Source organism: Algoriphagus yeomjeoni, from assembly GCF_003259505.1.
GTDB classification, from domain to species: domain Bacteria; phylum Bacteroidota; class Bacteroidia; order Cytophagales; family Cyclobacteriaceae; genus Algoriphagus; species Algoriphagus yeomjeoni.
In genome coordinates this window covers 58,622-77,625 of sequence record NZ_QLLK01000008.1, presented here as the reverse complement: position 1 = coordinate 77,625, position 19,004 = coordinate 58,622, and the positions used below count along the sequence as shown (strand labels likewise).

Here is a 19,004-nt window from a genome sequence, read left to right as displayed (position 1 = left end):
CTTCATTTTGCCTATTTTTCAGGATGAAGACCAAATCTGTTTTTTTCAGCTTTTTACTAAGCATATCAGCTATTTTCCATCTTTTTGCGCAGCAACTGGAGGATAAAGTATACAAGGATCACATACAGTCAGTCCGTTTATTTCCTGCTGGAGTGACTTTTGATGCGTCTATTGATGCGCCAGTCGTTCCACTGAGATCTGGGAAGCCATTGGTTTTGCTATTTGATGATTTGGCTTATGATCCAGAGTTGTATACTGCCAAATTGATTCATTGTGATGCTGATTGGCAGAAGTCTCAGCTCAAGGACAATGATTTTTCACCCACCTTCAACGAGTTCAATATTCAGGATTATGAATATTCTGTCAATACTCGAATCCCTTACATTCATTACCGATTTGAACTTCCTAGCGTTTTAAAATCAGGGAATTATATTTTAAAAGTTTATAGGCAACGGGATGAGTCAGATGTGATTTTGACAAAACGCTTTATGGTTTATGAGGAGACTTTTCGAGTAGGAGCATCGATTGTTCCGCCATCGCAGACAGCTGATCGAAGTACTTCCCAGCAAATAAATGTTGTAGTAAACTACTCTGCTGGAGAAGTGACTAATCCTGATGGACAGATCAAAGTGCTTATTCGCCAAAATCAAAGTTGGGACAATGCGAAATTTTTGGCTAAGCCAACTTTTATGAATGAGAGTTCAAAAATAGTAAGGTATGAGTCATTTGATGGAAGTAATACATTTGATGCTGGTAATGAATTTCGCTTCGTTGACTTGAGGTTCATCAGGGCAAATGGAGTAAATATCGCAAATATGAGAGTGGAGACAGATGTGATATTTGCTGATGGAAACATTAATAAACCAAGACCAGAGACAGCATATTCTCAGTATTTGGATTTGAATGGGCAATATATAATTGAAACAAAGGATCGCCCGGGTGGAAATCCAGAAATAGAAAGCGAATATATGCTAATGACTTTCAGGTTAGCTAAAGAAGAAACATCAGATCCTGTTTACCTCCTGGGGTCATTGACCAATTGGGGAAAAGCCCCTGAGTCAAAAATGGAATGGGACCCGAAAATGGGGGTTTATGTAACCTCTCTCCTTGTAAAACAAGGTTGGTATGATTACCAATATGCCTACTTGAGAAATGGAGAATTTGAAACAAAGCCTTTTGAAGGCAGTTATTTTGAAACCGAAAATGAGTATGAGGTCCTGGTTTATTTTAGAAATCTTGGGTCACGATACGATCAGCTGGTAGGTTATATTTACTTGCATCCAAATCGTCGCAGGCTTTAAAAGAAAAATCCCTTCCGAAACCGGAAGGGATTTTTTTATGATTCTTCTGAAGTAGAGGAATCTTCATTATTTTCCTCAGCCGGTGGAGCGACGTTTTCACGTGTCCGCTCGCCACTTGGCTTATAAGGAACAAAGCCTTCTCTCTTGAATTTGTAAGTTGTAGTTCTTGGCCCAGTTGGGTGATTAGCCAAATCTAGCATACCAAAACCTTTGTGGGTAAATGCTCCCAAACCACATTTGAATACGAAGTCCTGAACTTCAGGTGCTGCGTACAAGGTAATTGGAAGGGTGTATCCTCTCACTTCATACTTCACATCCATGTCATAGACGGCATAGATTCTAGCAAATTTCTTCTGAGCTTCCTTGAGTTTATTTACATAAACCATATCTGGAACTACCTGGAACTTGTAGAAAGTTTCCATTTGCTCTGGAGTGTACCAGCCTGATCGCTCCATTCTAGTAAGGGTTGATTCATAAAGTAGGTCGGAAAACTCATCGCTATCCGGGCTAATGAAACGTTTACCTGCTTCCTCATTGAAAGCTGGAGTGATCAAGACCAATGGGGAAATACAAACAAATTTGTTTGAAGTCTCCAACACCGGCTCTACTTCGATTTCAGTATATTCAGGGACCATTATCAGGTTACCAAGCTCGATTTTTGGGGTGGCAAAAACCTGCTCTAGCAGATAGTCCATGAAGTCTTCACTTTGGGAAGACAATACTAGGGTTACTAAACTGGAATAGTAGTGCAATCCACTTCTACTAACTTTAGTCTGGCCTTTTAGACCAGAGAAATTGAAGTAGTTATAGTTGTAAAACTCTTCTCTTCCACCTTTCACAATAAGACCTTTAAGGAATTGCGCCAGAATATACTGGTGGTGAAAAGGCAGGTACGAACCCTTGTTTTTTAGGGAAAATATTAGTCTAACTCTCACGGTAAATTAAAAATAAAATGAGACAATAAATAAGATAAAATCGTAACGTATTGGGTGAATAAGCAATTACAAAATTATCATTTTTTTTGAGAAAATATTACACATTAAACCTAAAATGCATAATGTCGCCATCTTGAACTACGTATTCTTTGCCCTCGATAGCGATTTTTCCATTTTCTCGACATGCTGCTTCAGTTTTGAACTTCTGATATTCAGCTAGTTTGATTACTTCAGCTTTGATGAATCCTCTCTCAAAATCTGTATGAATTACTCCTGCTGCTGCCGGAGCTTTCCAGCCTTTTTTGATAGTCCAGGCTCTAACTTCCTGCACACCAGCTGTGAAATAGGTAATCAGGTCTAGTAGTGAGTACGCACCACTGATCAATTTGTTTAGCCCACTTTCTTCCAAGCCGTATTCTCCAAGAAACATTTCTTTCTCCTCAGGGTCATCAAACTCAGCGATTTGCTCTTCTATTGCGGCGCAAAGGACAATTACTTCAGCATTTTCATCCTTCACTTCTTCGCGAAGTTTGTCAACGTATTGGTTTCCTGTTTGTAGACTTTCTTCATCTACATTGGCTACATAGATTACAGGCTTAATAGTTAGCAAATGCAAATCCCGAACGGCCTCCAAGTCTTCCTTTTCCACTTCTACGGATCTAGCATTCTTGCCATTTGTAAGTGCTTGCTTGAATTCCAATAGAGTTTCCAATTCTTTTTTGGTTTTTGCATCACCTGCTTTAGCTACTTTTTCGGTCTTCTGGATTTTCTTATCCACTGATTCCAAATCCTTCAATTGAAGTTCGGTATCGATTACTTCCTTGTCAAATATTGGGTCAACTCCGCCAGCTACATGAACTATATTTTCATCGTCGAAGCATCTTATTACATGAATAACTGCATCTACCTCGCGGATGTTTGCAAGAAATTTGTTTCCTAGACCTTCTCCTTTGCTGGCTCCTTTTACAAGGCCAGCAATATCCACGAATTCAATCACAGTAGGGAGGACTCTATTTGGATTTACAAGTTCTTCAAGGATTTGAAGTCTTTTGTCAGGAACGGTCACAACACCCACATTTGGCTCGATCGTGCAAAAAGGGAAATTAGCTGCCTCAGCTTTTGCACTCGAGAGAGCGTTAAACAGAGTGGATTTCCCTACGTTTGGAAGTCCAACAATGCCACATTGTAATGCCATTAATTTGTTATTTTATTTGAAATATTCTGTATGATTTATACCCTTTATAGAACTCCAAAATAAATACTCTAAAGATCGTATAAACCGGTATGGCAAAGATCATCCCGAGAACTCCGGCGATTTTTGCCCCGGCAAAGATAACAACAAATATTTCAAGGGGATGCGCTTTTACAGATTTAGAAAAGATCATTGGCTGTAGAAATATGTTGTCAGTGATCTGTACTAGGCCAAAAACAGATAGAATTTTGATTATCAGGTAATTTAATTCTGCATTTGTTTCAAAAGCTCCAGAAGAAATACCAACAATAATACCGAATAAAGCTCCTAGCAATGGTCCTGCATAGGGGATCAGGTTTGCGACAGCTGCAAAAAGGGCAATGGTTAAAGCATACTCTACACCCATAAGGGTTAGGCCAAAACTTGCTAATGAGAAAATAGCTAGCATCTGCAATAATAGCCCTGAAAGATAATTTGAGAGTAACTTTTCTACTTTGGTAAATGTCGCTACTGAAAGTTCGAAATATGGGTTCGGGATCAAATTCAGTAGATTTCTGCGAAGCAAACCATTTTCCAGAAGTAGGAAAAAACTGATAAAGGCAATGGCCATAGTGCCAATAAAAAGGCTACTGGTAGTATTAATGACTCCGCTGATGAAAGAAGTAAAGTCAAAACTCTTGATCATTTCTATCATACTCGTTTTCAAGCTGCCAAATAAATAACCAGGTTGACCTTCCAGTAATTCATGCCTTAAAAGAAAACCCTCGACTCTACTCACTGGAAGTTGTACTTGCTCATATATTCCGTTCAGATCTAGTTCACTGAGGATGATGATTTGGTTATTGATTAGTGGAAAAAACAGAAAGCTTAGTAATACTATTAAAAGAACTATCGCAGAGTAGGATAGGAGAATGGCGGACCATCTTGGAATATGCTGACCTAATAAATGGAAATCATTCAACTGATTTGTCAATGGGCGCAATAGTGCGGCGAGAATCAGAGAAATAATCAGGTAAAGTGTAATGTTTGAGAAATACCAACCAAACAGCAAGAAAACTGCTATGGATAAAATGAGATAAATGAAAAATCGCTGCATATTCTGAAATAAGAAAAGGAGACAAATCTGCCTCCTCTAATATACTATTTCTCTATTTTGAAACTATAAATCTGATGTATCCAATCAACTTATTCCCACTTGAGTTCATCGTTATACTCAGACTCTTCTTTCTCATATTGCTCGAAATCTACATCGGGAAGAAGTTCGCTTTTAACGTAATCAACAGATTCATTAAGTGCTTCAGCGAATTTGAAGAAATCTTCTTTGTAAAGAAAGATTTTATGCTTCTCGTAAGTGAAATTTTCCCCATTTACCTTTCTTTTACTTTCAGTAATAGTAAGGTAATAGTCATTTGAGCGAGTAGATTTAACATCGAAAAAATACGTTCTTTTGCCCGCTTTTACTTTTTTGGAGAAAATCTCCTCTCTGTCATAGCCTCTTTGATCGTCCACAATTCTTTATGTTTTAAGTATAAGGTTGTATAAAATTCAATCCAAGATAAAACATTTAGACCCGAGATTTCAAACCAGACCTTTATTATTTTTATCCATTAAGCTGGCTTATTAGGCTAAAACGTTAGAAATATGAAGCAAATTCTACTGTAAATCTATTTATTCGCCGTGCATCATGGCTTTTTTGGCCAATAGCTCTTCCTCAGTTTCGCGGTGATCAGGATCGTCTACGCAGCAGTCTACAGGACATACTGCCGCACACTGTGGCTCTTCGTGAAAGCCATTGCATTCGGTGCACTTATCGGTCACGATATAGTAGAATTCATCCGAAACAGGTTCTTGCTTTTCATTTGCATCTATTACAGTACCGTCTTCTAATGTCACTTCATTTAAAGTAGTACCGCCTCCCCAAGTCCACTCTACGCCACCTTCATAGATCGCAGTGTTTGGGCATTCTGGTTCGCATGCACCACAGTTGATGCATTCGTCGGTAATCATTATAGCCATAACTTCAATTATTTAATGTTCAAAAGTAATAACCTTAAAGCTGTGAGGCAATAAAAAAGTTGTCACACTAACTAATTTAATTCGATTCTAAGGTTGCTTCCTTTCAAAAAGCCTAAATTTGTGACTTTAAATCCAAAGTATGAAGCCAGCAGAACGCATATCCGCATTTGTCAAACTAGGTGAAACAATCGACAATTTAAGTTTTGAGCAAAAAGATGAGTTGCTTTGGAGAGCTGAGAATAATAATAATTGGTTTACAAAAGAATCAGTAGAGTTTGCGCTTCAAGGTATTTCCTTTATGCTTTCTCAAGAGAAATTAGATTCTTGGCTATCAATTTATGAGTTGAGCGAAGTGCAAACCCCAAAATCAATAGGATTGATGCTTGCAGGCAACATTCCTGGAGTTGGGTTTCATGATCTTATGTGTGTTATCCTCGCTGGTCATCAGGCAGTTGTTAAGTTAAGCTCATCTGATGAGGTCTTGATGAAATGGCTACTCAATAAGCTGATCGAAATTGACCCTAGACTTGAGTCGCAGGTACGAATAAAAGATATGCTAAAAGGAATGGATGCCTATATAGCTACTGGCAGTGATAATTCTTCTCGATACTTTAATTATTATTTTGGAAAATACCCTCATGTTATCCGCCAAAATAGGACTTCTGTTGCTGTTTTGAAAGGAGATGAAACTCGCGAAGATTATGTCAATTTAGGGAAGGATATTTTCCAATATTATGGTCTTGGCTGTAGAAACGTTTCAAAAATCTTTGTGAAAACGAAAGATCAACTTCAGGATTTGCTGGGAGCTTTGGAGGTTTATGCATCGGTTGGCGCACACCACAAATACCATAACAATTATGATTACAATAAATCTATATACCTAGTTAATCTTGAGGATCACCTAGATAATGGTTTTTTGCTTTTAAAAGATAGTGAGGATTTAGTATCGCCAATATCAGTTCTTTACTATGAGGTTTACTCAAGTGAGGAGGAATTGGCTGAAAAATTGGATGGTTTGAAAGAGAAAATTCAATGTGTTGTTGGGAATGCAGATGGTCTTGTTCCTTTTGGTGCTGCCCAAACTCCTGAGCCCTGGGAGTACGCCGATGAAGTAGATACAATGGCATTTCTTGTGGAATTATAAAGGCTATTCTTGTGTGCTGATGGGAAGATATATGCAGAATTTGGTGCCTTTGCCCTCTTGTGAGAAAACCTCGATTGATCCATTATTCTTTTGAATATATTCTTTTACCAAAACGAGGCCTAGGCCAGTTCCAGACTCATTATTTTCGCCAACCGTCGTGAAGGAAATTCCTTCATTGATTTTTAAAAGGTTTTCTTTGGAAATTCCCTTTCCGTAATCTTCAATACAAATTATCACGAACTGTAATTCATCGTGAGTGGAGATTTTGATTTCTCCTCCCTTTTTGGAAAACTTGATCGAATTACTGATGATGTTTCTGACTGCTAGTTCAATCATGTTTTTGTCAGCTGAGATCAAAGATTTGGCTTGAGGCTTTATTTCTATTTCAAGTTGCTTTTCGTTAGCTATTCGTTCCAAAATGCTTTTTTGCTGCTCCAAGATTTTGTGAATGTCAAATTCCTGAGGTTTTACTCGTTCACCTCCTTTAAGTTGAGAGCTTGACCAAGCCAAAAGATTCTCTAGTAACAAAGCTACTTGTTCCATATTTCTGGAAACTTCCGGCAGCATACTCATAAATTCATCTTGAGCAACCATTCCCGAATTTGTTAGGTGGATTAGCTCTTTGATTCCGAAAATTGGGCCTTTAAGGTCATGTGATATAATACTGAAATATTTATCCTTAAGGTCATTAAGTTGTTGAAGTTCTAGTTTTTGGTTTTTTAAAGTCTGGTTTATTGATTTTTGCTCAGTAATATCTTCAAATAGTACTATGAGACCATTTTTATTTGACTTTCTGTTTAAAAGCGGAATTGTCTCAATCTGGAAAAAACGCCTATTTCCATCACTAGTGATTTTACTTTCTATCCTGTTTGCCACTCCAGTGGTAATTAGCGCTAGAATATCACGTTGATTCTGGAAAATATCCTGTACTTCAATTGAGATTTTGACCTTTTCAGTTGAGATACCAAAAGCTAAAAAAGCTGGATTGAAATCCACTATTCTATCCTGCGCGTCTACCAATAACACTCCTTTTGTGATTGCCTCTATTACTTTGTTATGGGCGATGGGCTTAATATTGAAGAGTTGGTATTTTAGGATAGCAAAGCCTAAAATAAGATAGGTAAACAGAAAAGAGAATGGAGTCAAATCAATAACTTGAAGAGGGATTATTATTTCAAATTGATATAAAAGATTGAATATCATCGGGAAAACCCCTGCTAATAACATAAGTCTAGTTTGAGTTTTGAAAAGCTGATCAGAAAACCGAAATCGCCACCAGATTATGAGATATCCTAATAAATATAAAGTGTAGGTATAAATTAAATTCACAATGTACCATGGTCCTATTTCGATGTTGGCTATTGAGAGCGCGCCGGATTCAATAATTGAAATTGATTTATAAAAAAGCTGATGGGAATCATTAGTAAGAACAAGGATATAAGTCAGGATAGGTATCACCAATACTAGAGCGAGTATTATACCATAGTATTTGGGTCTAAAACTGGTATAAATCAAGCTAAAAATTAGCCAAAACGCTCCTAAAAATGAAATCCCTACGTATTCAAGTTTAATGAAAATCAGAATGGCTTCCCGGGTAGAAACGCTAAGTTCGAGTCCATAAAAAAAACCCCAAATAGACGCACAAAGCATGGTAAGTGCAATCAATCTAGTAGATCCTTCCACTTTGACGGAGATATAAACAGATAATGCTCCTACAAGTAATCCGGAAATTATTAACGTTAATGAAAATGGATTCAGAATAAACTCCATTCAAGTAGTTTTTTGATGCTGCAAAGTAAATATTATCTGCCTATAATTATGGCTGAGATTTTTTTCCTTTTTGATAGGTGTCACAGTATAAATTTTTCTTTTTGGCAGTGACCTTTTGACATGAGATTTAGCAACACTAGTTCAGTAGAAATTTAGGACGAAGCTAAAATGGTTTTAAATAAGGAGGAAGGCGCCTTTACAGTGGTCGAATGGTTACCTATTATTGGGCTAACTTCCTATATTTGCGGTCGATAAAATCGAAACTTTTACCAAACAAAAAATCCCTATACAATGGCTTTTGATATTGAAATGATCAAAAAAGTGTATGCCCGATATCCAGAACGTATCGAAGCGGCTCGTAAGGCTGTGGGGCGTCCACTTACTTTGACTGAAAAGATTCTTTACGCACACTTGAGCGAAGGTGCCGCTTCCCAGGCATATAGCCGAGGTGTTTCTTACGTTGACTTTCAACCAGATAGGGTTGCAATGCAAGATGCAACGGCACAGATGGCATTGCTGCAGTTTATGCAAGCTGGTAAAAATCAGGTAGCTGTCCCTTCTACTGTACACTGCGATCACCTTATTCAAGCTGAAGTAGGAGCTGTGAAGGATTTGACGAAGGCAAAGGATAAAAACAAAGAGGTTTATGACTTCTTAGCTTCTGTTTCAAATAAATATGGTCTAGGATTCTGGAAGCCAGGAGCGGGTATTATTCACCAAGTAGTGCTTGAGAATTATGCATTTCCAGGCGGAATGATGATTGGTACAGATTCTCACACCCCAAATGCAGGTGGCCTAGGAATGGTAGCGATCGGTGTTGGTGGAGCTGATGCATGTGATGTAATGGCTGGACTACCTTGGGAACTGAAATTCCCAAAATTAATTGGTGTTAAACTTACAGGTAAACTTTCAGGCTGGACTTCAGCGAAGGATGTAATCTTGAAAGTGGCAGGTATACTTACTGTGAAAGGTGGAACCGGAGCAATTGTAGAATACTTCGGAGATGGAGCTAGATCACTATCTGCCACAGGTAAAGGCACTATCTGTAACATGGGTGCTGAAATTGGTGCAACTACTTCTATTTTTGGTTATGACGAAAAGTCTGCTGCTTATCTAGCTTCGACTGAGAGAGCTGATGTAGCTGAATTGGCAAATGGAATCGCCGAGCACCTTACTGGTGATGAAGAAGTTTATGCTAATCCTGCAACTTACTTCGATGAAGTAATTGAAATCAACTTGTCTGAATTGGAGCCACATGTGAATGGACCATTTACGCCAGATTTGGCTTGGCCTATCTCGAAGTTTGCTGCTGCTGTGAAAGAAAATAACTGGCCGGCAAAATTGGAGGTTGGTTTGATCGGTTCTTGCACCAACTCTTCTTATGAAGATATTTCCCGAGCCGCATCTTTAGCGCAACAAGCGGTAGATAAAAAGCTAGTAGCAAAATCTGAATACACAATCACTCCCGGATCTGAGCAGGTAAGATTTACTGTTGATAGAGATGGTTTCTTGGATACTTTCGGTCAAATGGGTGGAGTAGTTCTTGCGAATGCTTGTGGACCTTGTATCGGTCAGTGGGCTCGTCATGGAGCTGAAAAGCAGGAGAAAAACTCCATTATCACTTCTTTCAACAGAAACTTTGCAAAGCGTGCCGATGGAAATCCAAATACCCACTCATTCGTAGCTTCTCCTGAAATTGTGACTGCTTTGGCTATTGCTGGTGACTTGACCTTCAATCCAATGACCGACAGCCTTGTTAACGAAGAGGGTGTTTCAGTTATGTTGGATGAGCCAAGCGGACTTGAACTACCAACAAAAGGTTTTGCAGTGGAGGATGCCGGATATCAGCAGCCAGCTGAGGATGGATCTAATTTAACTGTTGCTGTAAGCCCAACTTCAGATCGTCTTCAATTATTGGATTCATTTAAGCCTTGGGAAGGTACAGATCTGAAAGGTCTTAAACTCCTGATCAAAGCAAAAGGTAAGTGTACTACAGATCATATTTCTATGGCTGGACCATGGTTGAGATTCAGAGGACACCTTGATAATATTTCCAATAATATGCTTATCGGTGCTGTGAATGCCTACACCGATGCTACAAACTCAGTGAAGAATCAGCTGACTGGAGCATATGGTGAAGTACCGGCAACGCAGCGAGACTATAAAGCCAATGGTATAGGTTCTATCGTCGTGGGTGATGAAAACTATGGTGAAGGTTCTTCTAGGGAGCATGCTGCGATGGAGCCTAGGTTCCTCGGTGTGCGAGCTATCTTAGTAAAGTCATTCGCGAGAATTCACGAGACTAATCTGAAAAAGCAAGGGATGTTAGGATTGACATTTGCTAATCCTTCAGACTACGATTTGGTACAAGAAGATGATTCAATTGATATTATCGGCTTGACTACCTTTGCTCCAGGTCAGCAATTGCAGGTGGTTTTGAATCATGCTGATGGATCTTCAGATACGATTCAGGTAAATCATACCTACAATGAGGGACAAATAGAATGGTTTAAAGCAGGGTCAGCACTCAACCTGATCAAAGCTAAAGCCTAACAAATATTAATAGAGTGGGAGCCGTAACTTGACTGTTACGGCTTTTTTTGTGTTGCTATTTCCAGCAAAATCTAATTTTTGCACTAAACTAAGCACTACTGGTCAGGAGTATTATTTTTTTTAGTTAACTAATCATCAAAATATTATCCAATTAATGTATTTATAAATCAAATAGCTTGCTACGAAATACAATTTGCTGTATGTTTACGTCATAATCGATCAGCCCTAGGAATTATGGTTTTATCAAGATCATAACTCAAGCCAAGTAAGCACTATTTCAATGCAGGAAAGAGGAATCAACAGTACCTTTAAGAAACTTATTTACGAGTCATCAGAGATGGTGTTTCTTGCAGATGATACTTTCCCGTATCCTATTTTTTATTCAAATAAAGCTTTTGAAGATCAAATAGGAGAAAAGTTGATAGATAGAAGTCTCGTCGGTTTGGGGATGGATATTAGCAGTTTTATTTTCAAAGAAGCGCTAGAACTGAGTCATAATGGAAATAAGTATGATTTTCATATTGAACTTCCTCAAGATAGCTCAACAAACTATTTTCTATTTTATAAGGGTGAAAAAGTCAGAGACCAAGGCTTACCTACTAAAGAGGAATTTCAAAAGTTTTTGTTGGAGTTCCCAGACCCACAATTAGTCCTTAAGCCAGATGGTGAGGTATTTCTTTCGAATATTGAAGCATTAAGCCTTTTTGGATATTCTGAGGATAAAAAATTACACCACCTAAGTGAAGTAGAAGGATTATTTGATGATTCACTTCAATGGAAAAATTGGTTGAGTAATGCTGTTTCTGAACATACTATACATCGATTTTCTACTAATCTTACTGATCCCCATGGATCTCAATTGAATCTAGAAGTTGCATCAAAGCAACTCAGCGTTGCTGGTGTTCAATATGTTTTGCTGTCGTTTAAGAATATTTCCGAGAAGGTTATTCTGGAGAAGAATTTGGAGGATAGCAGCAATTTCTTGATGAATCTTACTGAGCAAGTTCCAGGAGGTTTGTATCAATTGGTGATGGATTCGCAAGGGAAATTGAACTTTTCATTTTTATCCAAAGGAATTGCGCAGGTATTGGGATTGAAGCCTGAGGAGCTTGATAATTTCACCGATATTTCATTAGCAATCTCTCGGGTGCATCCTGTTGACCTGCCACAAGTCATAATGAGTTCCATTGCTTCAGCAAGAAAAGTAGAACCTTGGCAATGCCAATTTAGAGTCAAATCTGACCCTAAATCTGAAGATTATCGCTGGATTTTGGGAGCTGCAAGGCCACAAGCTCTTGAGAATGGAGACATGGTTTGGTATGGATATTTGACAGATATCAGTAACCAAAAGGAGTTTGAAGCAACCTTGGATGAATCAAGGAAGGCAGCAGAAAAGGCTAATCAGATTAAATCTGACTTCCTTTCAATGATTAGTCATGAGCTTCGTACGCCATTGAATGCGATTTCAGGCTCTACTTATTCATTGATTCACGATCATCCTCAAGTCCACCAAAAATCAGAGTTGGATACGATCAATTTTGCGGTGGACAATTTGATCATTATGATCAATGATTTGCTAGACTTTCAGAAGATAGAAGCAGGTAAATTAACTATAGAAAATGCACCTTTCCACCTGAGCTCTTTTATAAATCAGATAATCAAAGGCTTGACATTTCACGCTAGAGACAGTAAAAATAAATTGGAAGTTAAACTCTCCGAAGGATTGGATATTACAGTCTCTGGAGATAAAACCCGCCTATCTCAAATTCTAAATAATCTGATTACTAATGCACTCAAATTCACTAATGAAGGAGAAGTTAAGGTTACCGTTAATTTGATAAATAGGAGCAATGGCAAAGCTAAAGTCTATTTCGAAGTAAGTGATAATGGAATCGGCATCGCGCCAGAGCATCAGGATAAGATTTTCAATGATTTTGATCAAGTAAGACCAACCTTTAGTACAAAATATGGTGGAACTGGCCTGGGCCTTTCTATCACAAGAAAGTTATTGAACCTGATGGGAGGAGAAATTGGGCTTGATTCTGTGGTTAACGAAGGAAGTAAATTCTACTTTGAATTAGAGTTCGAAATTGCTGAAATACAACTTGAGAGACCTACACTCCCTAATACTTATGCAAATCAAAATTCAACCCTTCACCTATTGATGGCCGAGGACAATGATGTAAATGCTTTGGTTTTAGGTAAAATTATCAGCAAGTGGGGCTTTACCTACGAGCGTGTAATCAATGGTGTGGAAGCGGTTAATGCCGTAAATCAAACTAATTTTGATTGCATTTTAATGGATATTCAAATGCCTGAAATGGATGGTTTTGATGCAACTCTAGCTATCAAAAAAATCTCCGAAACACCAGTTATTGCGCTTACAGCTGCAGCCAAACTTGAAATAAAAGACAGAATAGAAGAATGTGATTTTGATGGTTTTGTAGCCAAGCCTATTGATGCTTCAGAATTGCAGAAGATAATTCAGGAAGTTATTCTTGAGAGAAATCAGAGCGCCTGAGCTTTTTCTAAATATTCTTCTACTAAGTCCATTTCTGGATAATTTTGGCTCAATTCCACTAAATATTGCAAGGCCGAGATCTTATCTCCCTCCATTACATAGTAAATACCTTTATTTCTTAATGCAAATGGATTATTTGAATCCATTTGTATGCTTTGATTTATCAGATCCAAGCCTTCCTCTTTTTGATCTAGAAACAGAAGATATAGTCCTTTATTATTGTAGAAGTAAGCTTGACTTTTATCAAGTGAAATAGCCTTCTCCACAGCATCCAATGCTTCAGCATAATTTTGCTCATCAAAAAAGATCATAGACCGCAGATTATGCAAATTTGGCTCAAGCGGATTAACTGCCATTGCTCTATCCAATACCTTTTTTGCGCCTTCATAATCCTTCTGATAATAAAGTATTGTTGCTTGGTTTACGAGTAGATCTGAATTCTCTGGATTGAGTTTGGAGGCTTGATCAAAAGCTGCCATGGCATCCGGGAAATTAGAAAGCTTTTCTTCCACTAAGCCTGTTAGAAAATAGCTTTTCCAGTTCTGGTTATCCAGTTGAACCAGCTTTTGAGCATCTGCTCTGGCGTTATAGTATTCTCCATTATCAAGGTAATTTAATCCTCTCTGAAACAAAGCATCGTAATAATCAGCCTTGTATTTAATAGCTAGACTGAGGTCTTGGATACTCTCCGAAAGTTGGTTTAGCCGTAAGTGGGCCAGCGCCTTATTATAGTATGCATCGGCATAGGTAGAATCTATTTCCAGTGCTTCACCGTAGAATTCCATTGCTCCTTTGGGATCATTCTCCTCCATCTTTTCATTTCCCTTCAATAGAAACCTTCCTTTTTTAGTATCGTCTGAATCACATGAAATTGATATTCCAATTAGTGCCAGGAGCAATAAGGTCTTAATCTTTTTTATCATCATTTACTTCTTCAGCTTCAATTGTGTCTGTTTGGCTCTTTTCTAAATCTTTTTCTTCTCCCAATAGAAGCGCAAATGGTCTTGTGCCATCACTTAGATCAAATATTTCTCTCAGGATTGCCATACTTGGTATGATCAAGATCATTCCAGCAACTCCCCATATTGAACCGCCTACTATCAATCCTAAGAATGTAATAAATGCATTCAGATTTACATTTCCACCCACGATTTTTGGGGTGAGAAAGTTTCCTTCAATCATCTGAATAACCTGATAACAAACTAGCACTCCAGCTGGGTAGAATAGGCTGTCTTTAGTGAGAAACGAATATATCATAGGAAGCATCGCTCCAAAAAATGGACCTACGTAAGGTATGATATTCAAAATCGCCCCAAGTGTACCAAAGAAAACAGCATGTTTAATTCCCAGTAATGAAAATGCAGTAATATTTAGAATTGCCAGAATTCCCATCACCTTGATTACCCCTACGATGTAATTTAGAATCACCTTCCTCAAATTAACTATGCGCAGTTTTACCAGTTCAGGATCTTTGTCTTTATAAATATGGATGATCACATTGGTAAGGTGATTACGGTACAGAAGAAAGAAAAACATAAATACGGGTATCAATACCAGTCCTGTTAATGACCCCACCGTTTTTAGAGCAAAGTCACCAATACTCGAACTATGTTCTGTCAGCAGGTTTTTCAAATAGTCCGTATTTGCTTTTTCTGCTAAAGCAGTGTCGTACGAAAAGTTATCCATTGCCCATTCATCTACTGCATGCGCATATTCTGTCAATCGGCCTGAAACATCATCAAAATCTTGAGTGAATTCTGCCACATTGCTGATTACAAATGTCAATAAGCCCCCCACAAGTGCAGTCATCATTAATAGTGAAATGATGCAGGCAAGTATTTTAGGAACTTTTTTTGACTCGAGCCAAATAGCAATAGGAGTAAATAATATTGCAAAAAAACCGCCCATGAATAAGGGTACAAGCAAGCTTTTTCCAACTATTAATAGAAAAACTAATACAATAATGAAAATCATTACTGAAAGAGCCCGGAGGTAAGTAGGAAGTTTGTTGCTTGAAATCTCCATCAAGGGTTGAGTTTTGATACTAATTCGTCCTTACAAATTACTTTAAAGTAAATAAACCAAATTATTCTGAAATCAATCCAGCTCGTTTCAATAGGGCATTTTGCTCAGGTTCTCTTCCTCGGAACCTCTTATAGAGAATGGACGGGTGTTCACTTCCTCCTGCAGACAAGATATTTTTAGCAAAAGAATCTGCTGTAATCTTATCAAAAACGCCTTTCTCTTGGAACAATTCAAATGCATCTGCATCCAGCACTTCCGCCCATTTGTAGCTATAATACCCAGAAGAATACCCTCCTTGGAAAATATGAGAAAATGAAGTGCTCATCAAAGTTCCTGGTACTTTATGAAGCAGGTCTGTGGCTTTCATCGCTTTTTCCTCAAAGTCAGGTATGCTGATTATATCACTTGGATCTTTGCTATGATATGCCATATCCAAAAGGGCAAAACTTATTTGTCTCAGCGTTTGATAGCCTTGCTGGAAGTTTGATGCTTTTTTGATTTTCTCTATTAGCTCTTCAGGGATCTTTTCACCGGTTTCATAATGTCTCGCAAATTGATCCAAGCATTCTTTTTCGTAGCACCAGTTCTCGAAAATCTGAGAGGGTAATTCTACAAAATCCCAAAATACGCTGGTCCCCGAAAGTGACTCATATCTTCCTTTTGCCATCATGCCATGAAGTGCATGCCCAAATTCATGAAATAAAGTAGTCACCTCATTGAAGGTCAACAGACTTGGCTTTGATTTGGTCGGCTTAGTGAAGTTGCAAACGATAGAAACATGCGGGCGAATATCCACTTCACCTTTCATACTTTGGCCCTTGTAGCTTGTCATCCAAGCTCCATTTCTTTTGCCAGGCCTAGGGAAAAAATCCGCATAGAATACGGAAAGGTATTTTCCGTCCTTATCCGTCACTTCGTATGCTGTGACATCTTTATGATAAAGAGGAATGTCCTTTCTAGGAGTGAATGTAATTCCAAAGAGTTTCTCGGCTGTTTGGAATACTCCTCCAATTACTTTCTCTAATTGGAAATAGGGTCTTAGAAGCTCATCATCGAGGGAATACTTTTCTTTTTTCAGAAGCTCTGAATAATAGGCGAAATCCCACTTCTTCAACTCCTCGAGCCCATCAAGTTCCTTTGCAAAAGCTTCCAGCTCTTTGATTTCAGATTTGGCTTTTGGCTTTGCTTTTTCTAGTAATGCATCCAAAAAAGAAATTACCTGGTCTGGACTTTTTGCCATACGCTCCTCAAGTACGAAATCAGCATGACTTTTATATCCTAAAAGTACCGCTCGATCATGACGAAGCTTCAAGATATTCTTTATGATTTCCTGATTATCCAGTTCATCTCCTTTTGCGCATCTGCTGCCACTAGCCATGAATAATGTCTGACGCAATGCTCTATTTTTGGCATAGGTCATCGCTGGAATATAGCTTGGATAGTCAAGCGTAAAGGCCCATTTACCCGGCTGCTCCTTTTCTTCGGCAATTTGTGCCGCAGCTTCCTTGATTCCATCAGGTAAGCCATCTAGATCAGACTCCTGATCTACAAAATGAACATATTTGTTTGTCTCAGCCAGTAGATTTTCACCATATTTCAACGATTTTTGAGCTAGTTCCTGATCTATTTTTCGTAGTTGATCAGCTTTGTCTCCTTTTAGTTTGGCACCATTTCTTACAAAGGATTTATAAGTTTTATCCAGCAAGGTTACTTGCTCTGGTGATAATTCCAAATGGCTTTTTTGCTCAAAAACTTGCGCTACTCTTTGGAAAAGTTCTTGATCAAGTAAAATATCATTTCCATGTTCAGTTAACAGCGGAGAAATTTCCCAAGCTAGTAATTGGATTTCTTCGTTTGTTTCTGCGGAATTTAAATTGAAAAAAATACCTGCGATTATACCCAGCCGTCTTCCAGAGCCATCAAGAGCCTCAATTGTATTTTCAAAAGTTGGTAATGCTTCAGCTTTAATTTTTGAAATATCTTCTTTTGCTTCAGCAATTGCAGCTTTTATAGCAGGAAGAAAGTGGTTTGGAGAGATTTGATCAAAAGGTGCGGTATCAAATGGTGTGGCAAACTCTGCCAGTAGTGGGTTATTCATAAATCTAAAATCGTTTGGCTATCTAAACAGGGGCTTTCCAAGAAGGTTCCATCAAATGACCTACTTTGGTCAATCCAGCAGCTAATTTATCGATTTGCTCGCTAAAGCTTTCCCACATCCAGATTGGATGCGGGATATTTTTTGCTCGCTCTTTGTTTTCCCGATAGGTATCAAATTGGCCAAGCCCAAAATAGGCTTCAGCTCGGTTTACTGATATCCAGAATTTTTGAGTATTGTAATAATTCTTTAATTCATCACCATCTATCGTGTTAGCATTCAAGCTTAATTCGTCATTTTTTTCTTTTACTATGACTATTGGCCAATCGCGGTCACATAGATAAAGGACTCTAATCCAGGTTCTTTTTGCCATGACCAGGTCTGCAATTTTTTCAGTTTCGCTAGCTGCAAGTCCCGAGTTAGCTCGGTAGACATAAGTGAGAGCGAGATTTATTCCATTGTAGCGATTGTTTAGCGTGTAGTAGCTACGCAAAAAGTAAAGAAGAGCCTCGTCTAAATGTTCTTCACCTTCACCACTTTCGTAAAGCTTCTTTTCAATCGCACCAGCTAAGGAAACCGTCTCTGGATCGTTAGTATGTGCTAAATTGATGGACTTGAGGAGTTTCATCGATTCATTTAGCGAACTTATCAAATCAGGTTGGGCCGACTTATAAGTTGTAAATGCTAGCCTATGTGTCAAATAGGTATCTGGCTGTGAATTATTCATGTTGGCCAGGACGATTGCTGTTTGAAAGAGAAGTTTTGCTTTTTCAAAGTCCTTCTGCTCTATCAATTCTTCTGCGTCTTGAATAATCTTTGATAATGCTTTCCCGGTTTCTGTAGGAGTAGCTTCAGTATTTTCAGCTTTTTCAATTTCTTCGTCTATAGCGTCCTTGATTTTAGGAGGAATCAAGGAATTTAAATAAGTATAAACGGGACTGTCAGATTCATTTTTATTGATTACGGCATCTATTTGTTTTCCTAGCCCTTCTTTGAATCGTTCGGCCTCTTCGATGTCAATGGCATCACCGAGATGGTTGTAGCTATTTATAAGGATGTGATTTAGATCAAAGGGATAAGCAAGTTTGTCTTCGGCGACTACGATTGTGGTATATGGACGTAAGGCATGCCTGATACCGAGTTCATAAATCGCATTACTATTGGATGTGGAAAGATCCGCAATCACCAAATCAGCCATTAATAGCTCCTTGTACATTTGCACATCAATGGAGCCAGAGTGTAAAATTTCATCTGCTCTCACACATTCTATTCCTTTGGATTCTACTACAGGTTTGATGAGGTATTTGTAGGATTTATTTAGATCTAGCTTTCTTCCACTTACATAATCGGTTTTGGTACCAAAACCCATCACTACAAAACATCTCTTTTTAGACTCTCCCATAAAAATTTCAGCTTTAAAATTCCAATATAAACTTTATCTATTTCGGGTTC

The 19,004-nt window shown here is 38.3% G+C and carries 14 protein-coding genes; 4 read left to right on the top strand and 10 right to left on the bottom strand.

What is annotated here, in order from left to right:
- The first annotated feature begins 23 nt into the window (after positions 1-23).
- The gene (locus LV83_RS14200; RefSeq protein WP_111612211.1) at positions 24-1,301 is read left to right on the top strand and encodes a type IX secretion system plug protein; all 1,278 of its coding nucleotides are present in this window, start codon (positions 24-26) and stop codon (positions 1,299-1,301) included.
- Between the two features lie 35 nt (positions 1,302-1,336).
- On the opposite strand, the gene cas6 is transcribed toward LV83_RS14200, so the two are convergent.
- From cas6 to LV83_RS14175, 5 genes are all read right to left on the bottom strand, one after another.
- On the bottom strand, positions 1,337-2,236 hold the full coding sequence (gene cas6 / locus LV83_RS14195; protein ID WP_111612210.1) for a CRISPR-associated endoribonuclease Cas6: 900 nt from the start codon (positions 2,234-2,236) through the stop codon (positions 1,337-1,339).
- A 97-nt stretch (positions 2,237-2,333) separates the two neighbouring features.
- Entirely contained in the window at positions 2,334-3,431 is a 1,098-nt protein-coding gene (ychF, locus tag LV83_RS14190) for a redox-regulated ATPase YchF (RefSeq protein ID WP_111612209.1), read from the bottom strand.
- A 7-nt stretch (positions 3,432-3,438) separates the two neighbouring features.
- On the bottom strand, positions 3,439-4,524 hold the full coding sequence (locus LV83_RS14185; protein WP_111612208.1) for an AI-2E family transporter: 1,086 nt from the start codon (positions 4,522-4,524) through the stop codon (positions 3,439-3,441).
- Between the two features lie 89 nt (positions 4,525-4,613).
- Positions 4,614-4,937 (bottom strand): DUF3276 family protein, encoded by a 324-nt coding sequence (locus LV83_RS14180; protein WP_111612207.1) that lies wholly within the window; start codon positions 4,935-4,937, stop codon positions 4,614-4,616.
- Positions 4,938-5,096: 159 nt separating this feature from the next.
- Positions 5,097-5,444, bottom strand: coding sequence for a 4Fe-4S binding protein (locus LV83_RS14175; protein WP_111612206.1), 348 nt, complete (start codon positions 5,442-5,444; stop codon positions 5,097-5,099).
- A 139-nt stretch (positions 5,445-5,583) separates the two neighbouring features.
- Here LV83_RS14175 and LV83_RS14170 point away from each other — a divergent pair, with 139 nt between their 5' ends.
- Positions 5,584-6,588 carry an acyl-CoA reductase gene (locus LV83_RS14170; protein ID WP_111612205.1) on the top strand — a complete coding sequence of 335 codons (1,005 nt, stop codon included), beginning with the start codon at positions 5,584-5,586 and terminating at the stop codon, positions 6,586-6,588.
- A gap of 3 nt (positions 6,589-6,591) precedes the next feature.
- Here LV83_RS14170 and LV83_RS14165 read toward each other — a convergent pair whose 3' ends face one another.
- Positions 6,592-8,358: a sensor histidine kinase gene (locus tag LV83_RS14165; protein ID WP_111612204.1), complete on the bottom strand. Its 1,767-nt coding sequence runs from the start codon at positions 8,356-8,358 to the stop codon at positions 6,592-6,594.
- A gap of 291 nt (positions 8,359-8,649) precedes the next feature.
- Between LV83_RS14165 and LV83_RS14160 the strand changes: the two genes are divergently transcribed.
- Both LV83_RS14160 and LV83_RS14155 read left to right on the top strand, forming a co-directional pair.
- The gene (locus LV83_RS14160) at positions 8,650-10,911 is read left to right on the top strand and encodes an aconitate hydratase (RefSeq protein WP_111612203.1); all 2,262 of its coding nucleotides are present in this window, start codon (positions 8,650-8,652) and stop codon (positions 10,909-10,911) included.
- Between the two features lie 280 nt (positions 10,912-11,191).
- Entirely contained in the window at positions 11,192-13,432 is a 2,241-nt protein-coding gene (locus LV83_RS14155) for an ATP-binding protein (protein ID WP_111612202.1), read from the top strand.
- Here LV83_RS14155 and LV83_RS14150 read toward each other — a convergent pair.
- From LV83_RS14150 to LV83_RS14135, 4 genes are all read right to left on the bottom strand, one after another.
- Positions 13,420-14,355 (bottom strand): tetratricopeptide repeat protein, encoded by a 936-nt coding sequence (locus LV83_RS14150; RefSeq protein WP_245947063.1) that lies wholly within the window; start codon positions 14,353-14,355, stop codon positions 13,420-13,422. The genes LV83_RS14155 and LV83_RS14150 overlap by 13 nt on opposite strands.
- Entirely contained in the window at positions 14,339-15,457 is a 1,119-nt protein-coding gene (locus LV83_RS14145) for an AI-2E family transporter (protein ID WP_111612200.1), read from the bottom strand. Before LV83_RS14145 ends, LV83_RS14150 begins: the two co-directional genes overlap by 17 nt.
- 61 nt (positions 15,458-15,518) lie before the next feature.
- Positions 15,519-17,555 carry a M3 family metallopeptidase gene (locus LV83_RS14140; RefSeq protein WP_111612199.1) on the bottom strand — a complete coding sequence of 679 codons (2,037 nt, stop codon included), beginning with the start codon at positions 17,553-17,555 and terminating at the stop codon, positions 15,519-15,521.
- Positions 17,556-17,577: 22 nt separating this feature from the next.
- Positions 17,578-18,954 (bottom strand): tetratricopeptide repeat-containing protein, encoded by a 1,377-nt coding sequence (locus tag LV83_RS14135; protein WP_111612198.1) that lies wholly within the window; start codon positions 18,952-18,954, stop codon positions 17,578-17,580.
- Positions 18,955-19,004 lie beyond the last annotated feature (50 nt).

Excerpts from the sequence above, each read along its gene's own strand:
- LV83_RS14200 (WP_111612211.1), top strand. The coding sequence starts at position 24 with ATGAAGACCAAATCTGTTTTTTTCAGCTTTTTACTAAGCATATCAGCT.
- ychF (WP_111612209.1), bottom strand. The coding sequence starts at position 3,431 with ATGGCATTACAATGTGGCATTGTTGGACTTCCAAACGTAGGGAAATCC.
- LV83_RS14185 (WP_111612208.1), bottom strand. The coding sequence starts at position 4,524 with ATGCAGCGATTTTTCATTTATCTCATTTTATCCATAGCAGTTTTCTTG.
- LV83_RS14175 (WP_111612206.1), bottom strand. The coding sequence starts at position 5,444 with ATGGCTATAATGATTACCGACGAATGCATCAACTGTGGTGCATGCGAA.
- LV83_RS14170 (WP_111612205.1), top strand. The coding sequence starts at position 5,584 with ATGAAGCCAGCAGAACGCATATCCGCATTTGTCAAACTAGGTGAAACA.
- LV83_RS14165 (WP_111612204.1), bottom strand. The coding sequence starts at position 8,358 with ATGGAGTTTATTCTGAATCCATTTTCATTAACGTTAATAATTTCCGGA.
- LV83_RS14160 (WP_111612203.1), top strand. The coding sequence starts at position 8,650 with ATGGCTTTTGATATTGAAATGATCAAAAAAGTGTATGCCCGATATCCA.
- LV83_RS14155 (WP_111612202.1), top strand. The coding sequence starts at position 11,192 with ATGCAGGAAAGAGGAATCAACAGTACCTTTAAGAAACTTATTTACGAG.
- LV83_RS14150 (WP_245947063.1), bottom strand. The coding sequence starts at position 14,355 with ATGATAAAAAAGATTAAGACCTTATTGCTCCTGGCACTAATTGGAATA.
- LV83_RS14145 (WP_111612200.1), bottom strand. The coding sequence starts at position 15,457 with ATGGAGATTTCAAGCAACAAACTTCCTACTTACCTCCGGGCTCTTTCA.
- LV83_RS14140 (WP_111612199.1), bottom strand. The coding sequence starts at position 17,555 with ATGAATAACCCACTACTGGCAGAGTTTGCCACACCATTTGATACCGCA.
- LV83_RS14135 (WP_111612198.1), bottom strand. The coding sequence starts at position 18,954 with ATGGGAGAGTCTAAAAAGAGATGTTTTGTAGTGATGGGTTTTGGTACC.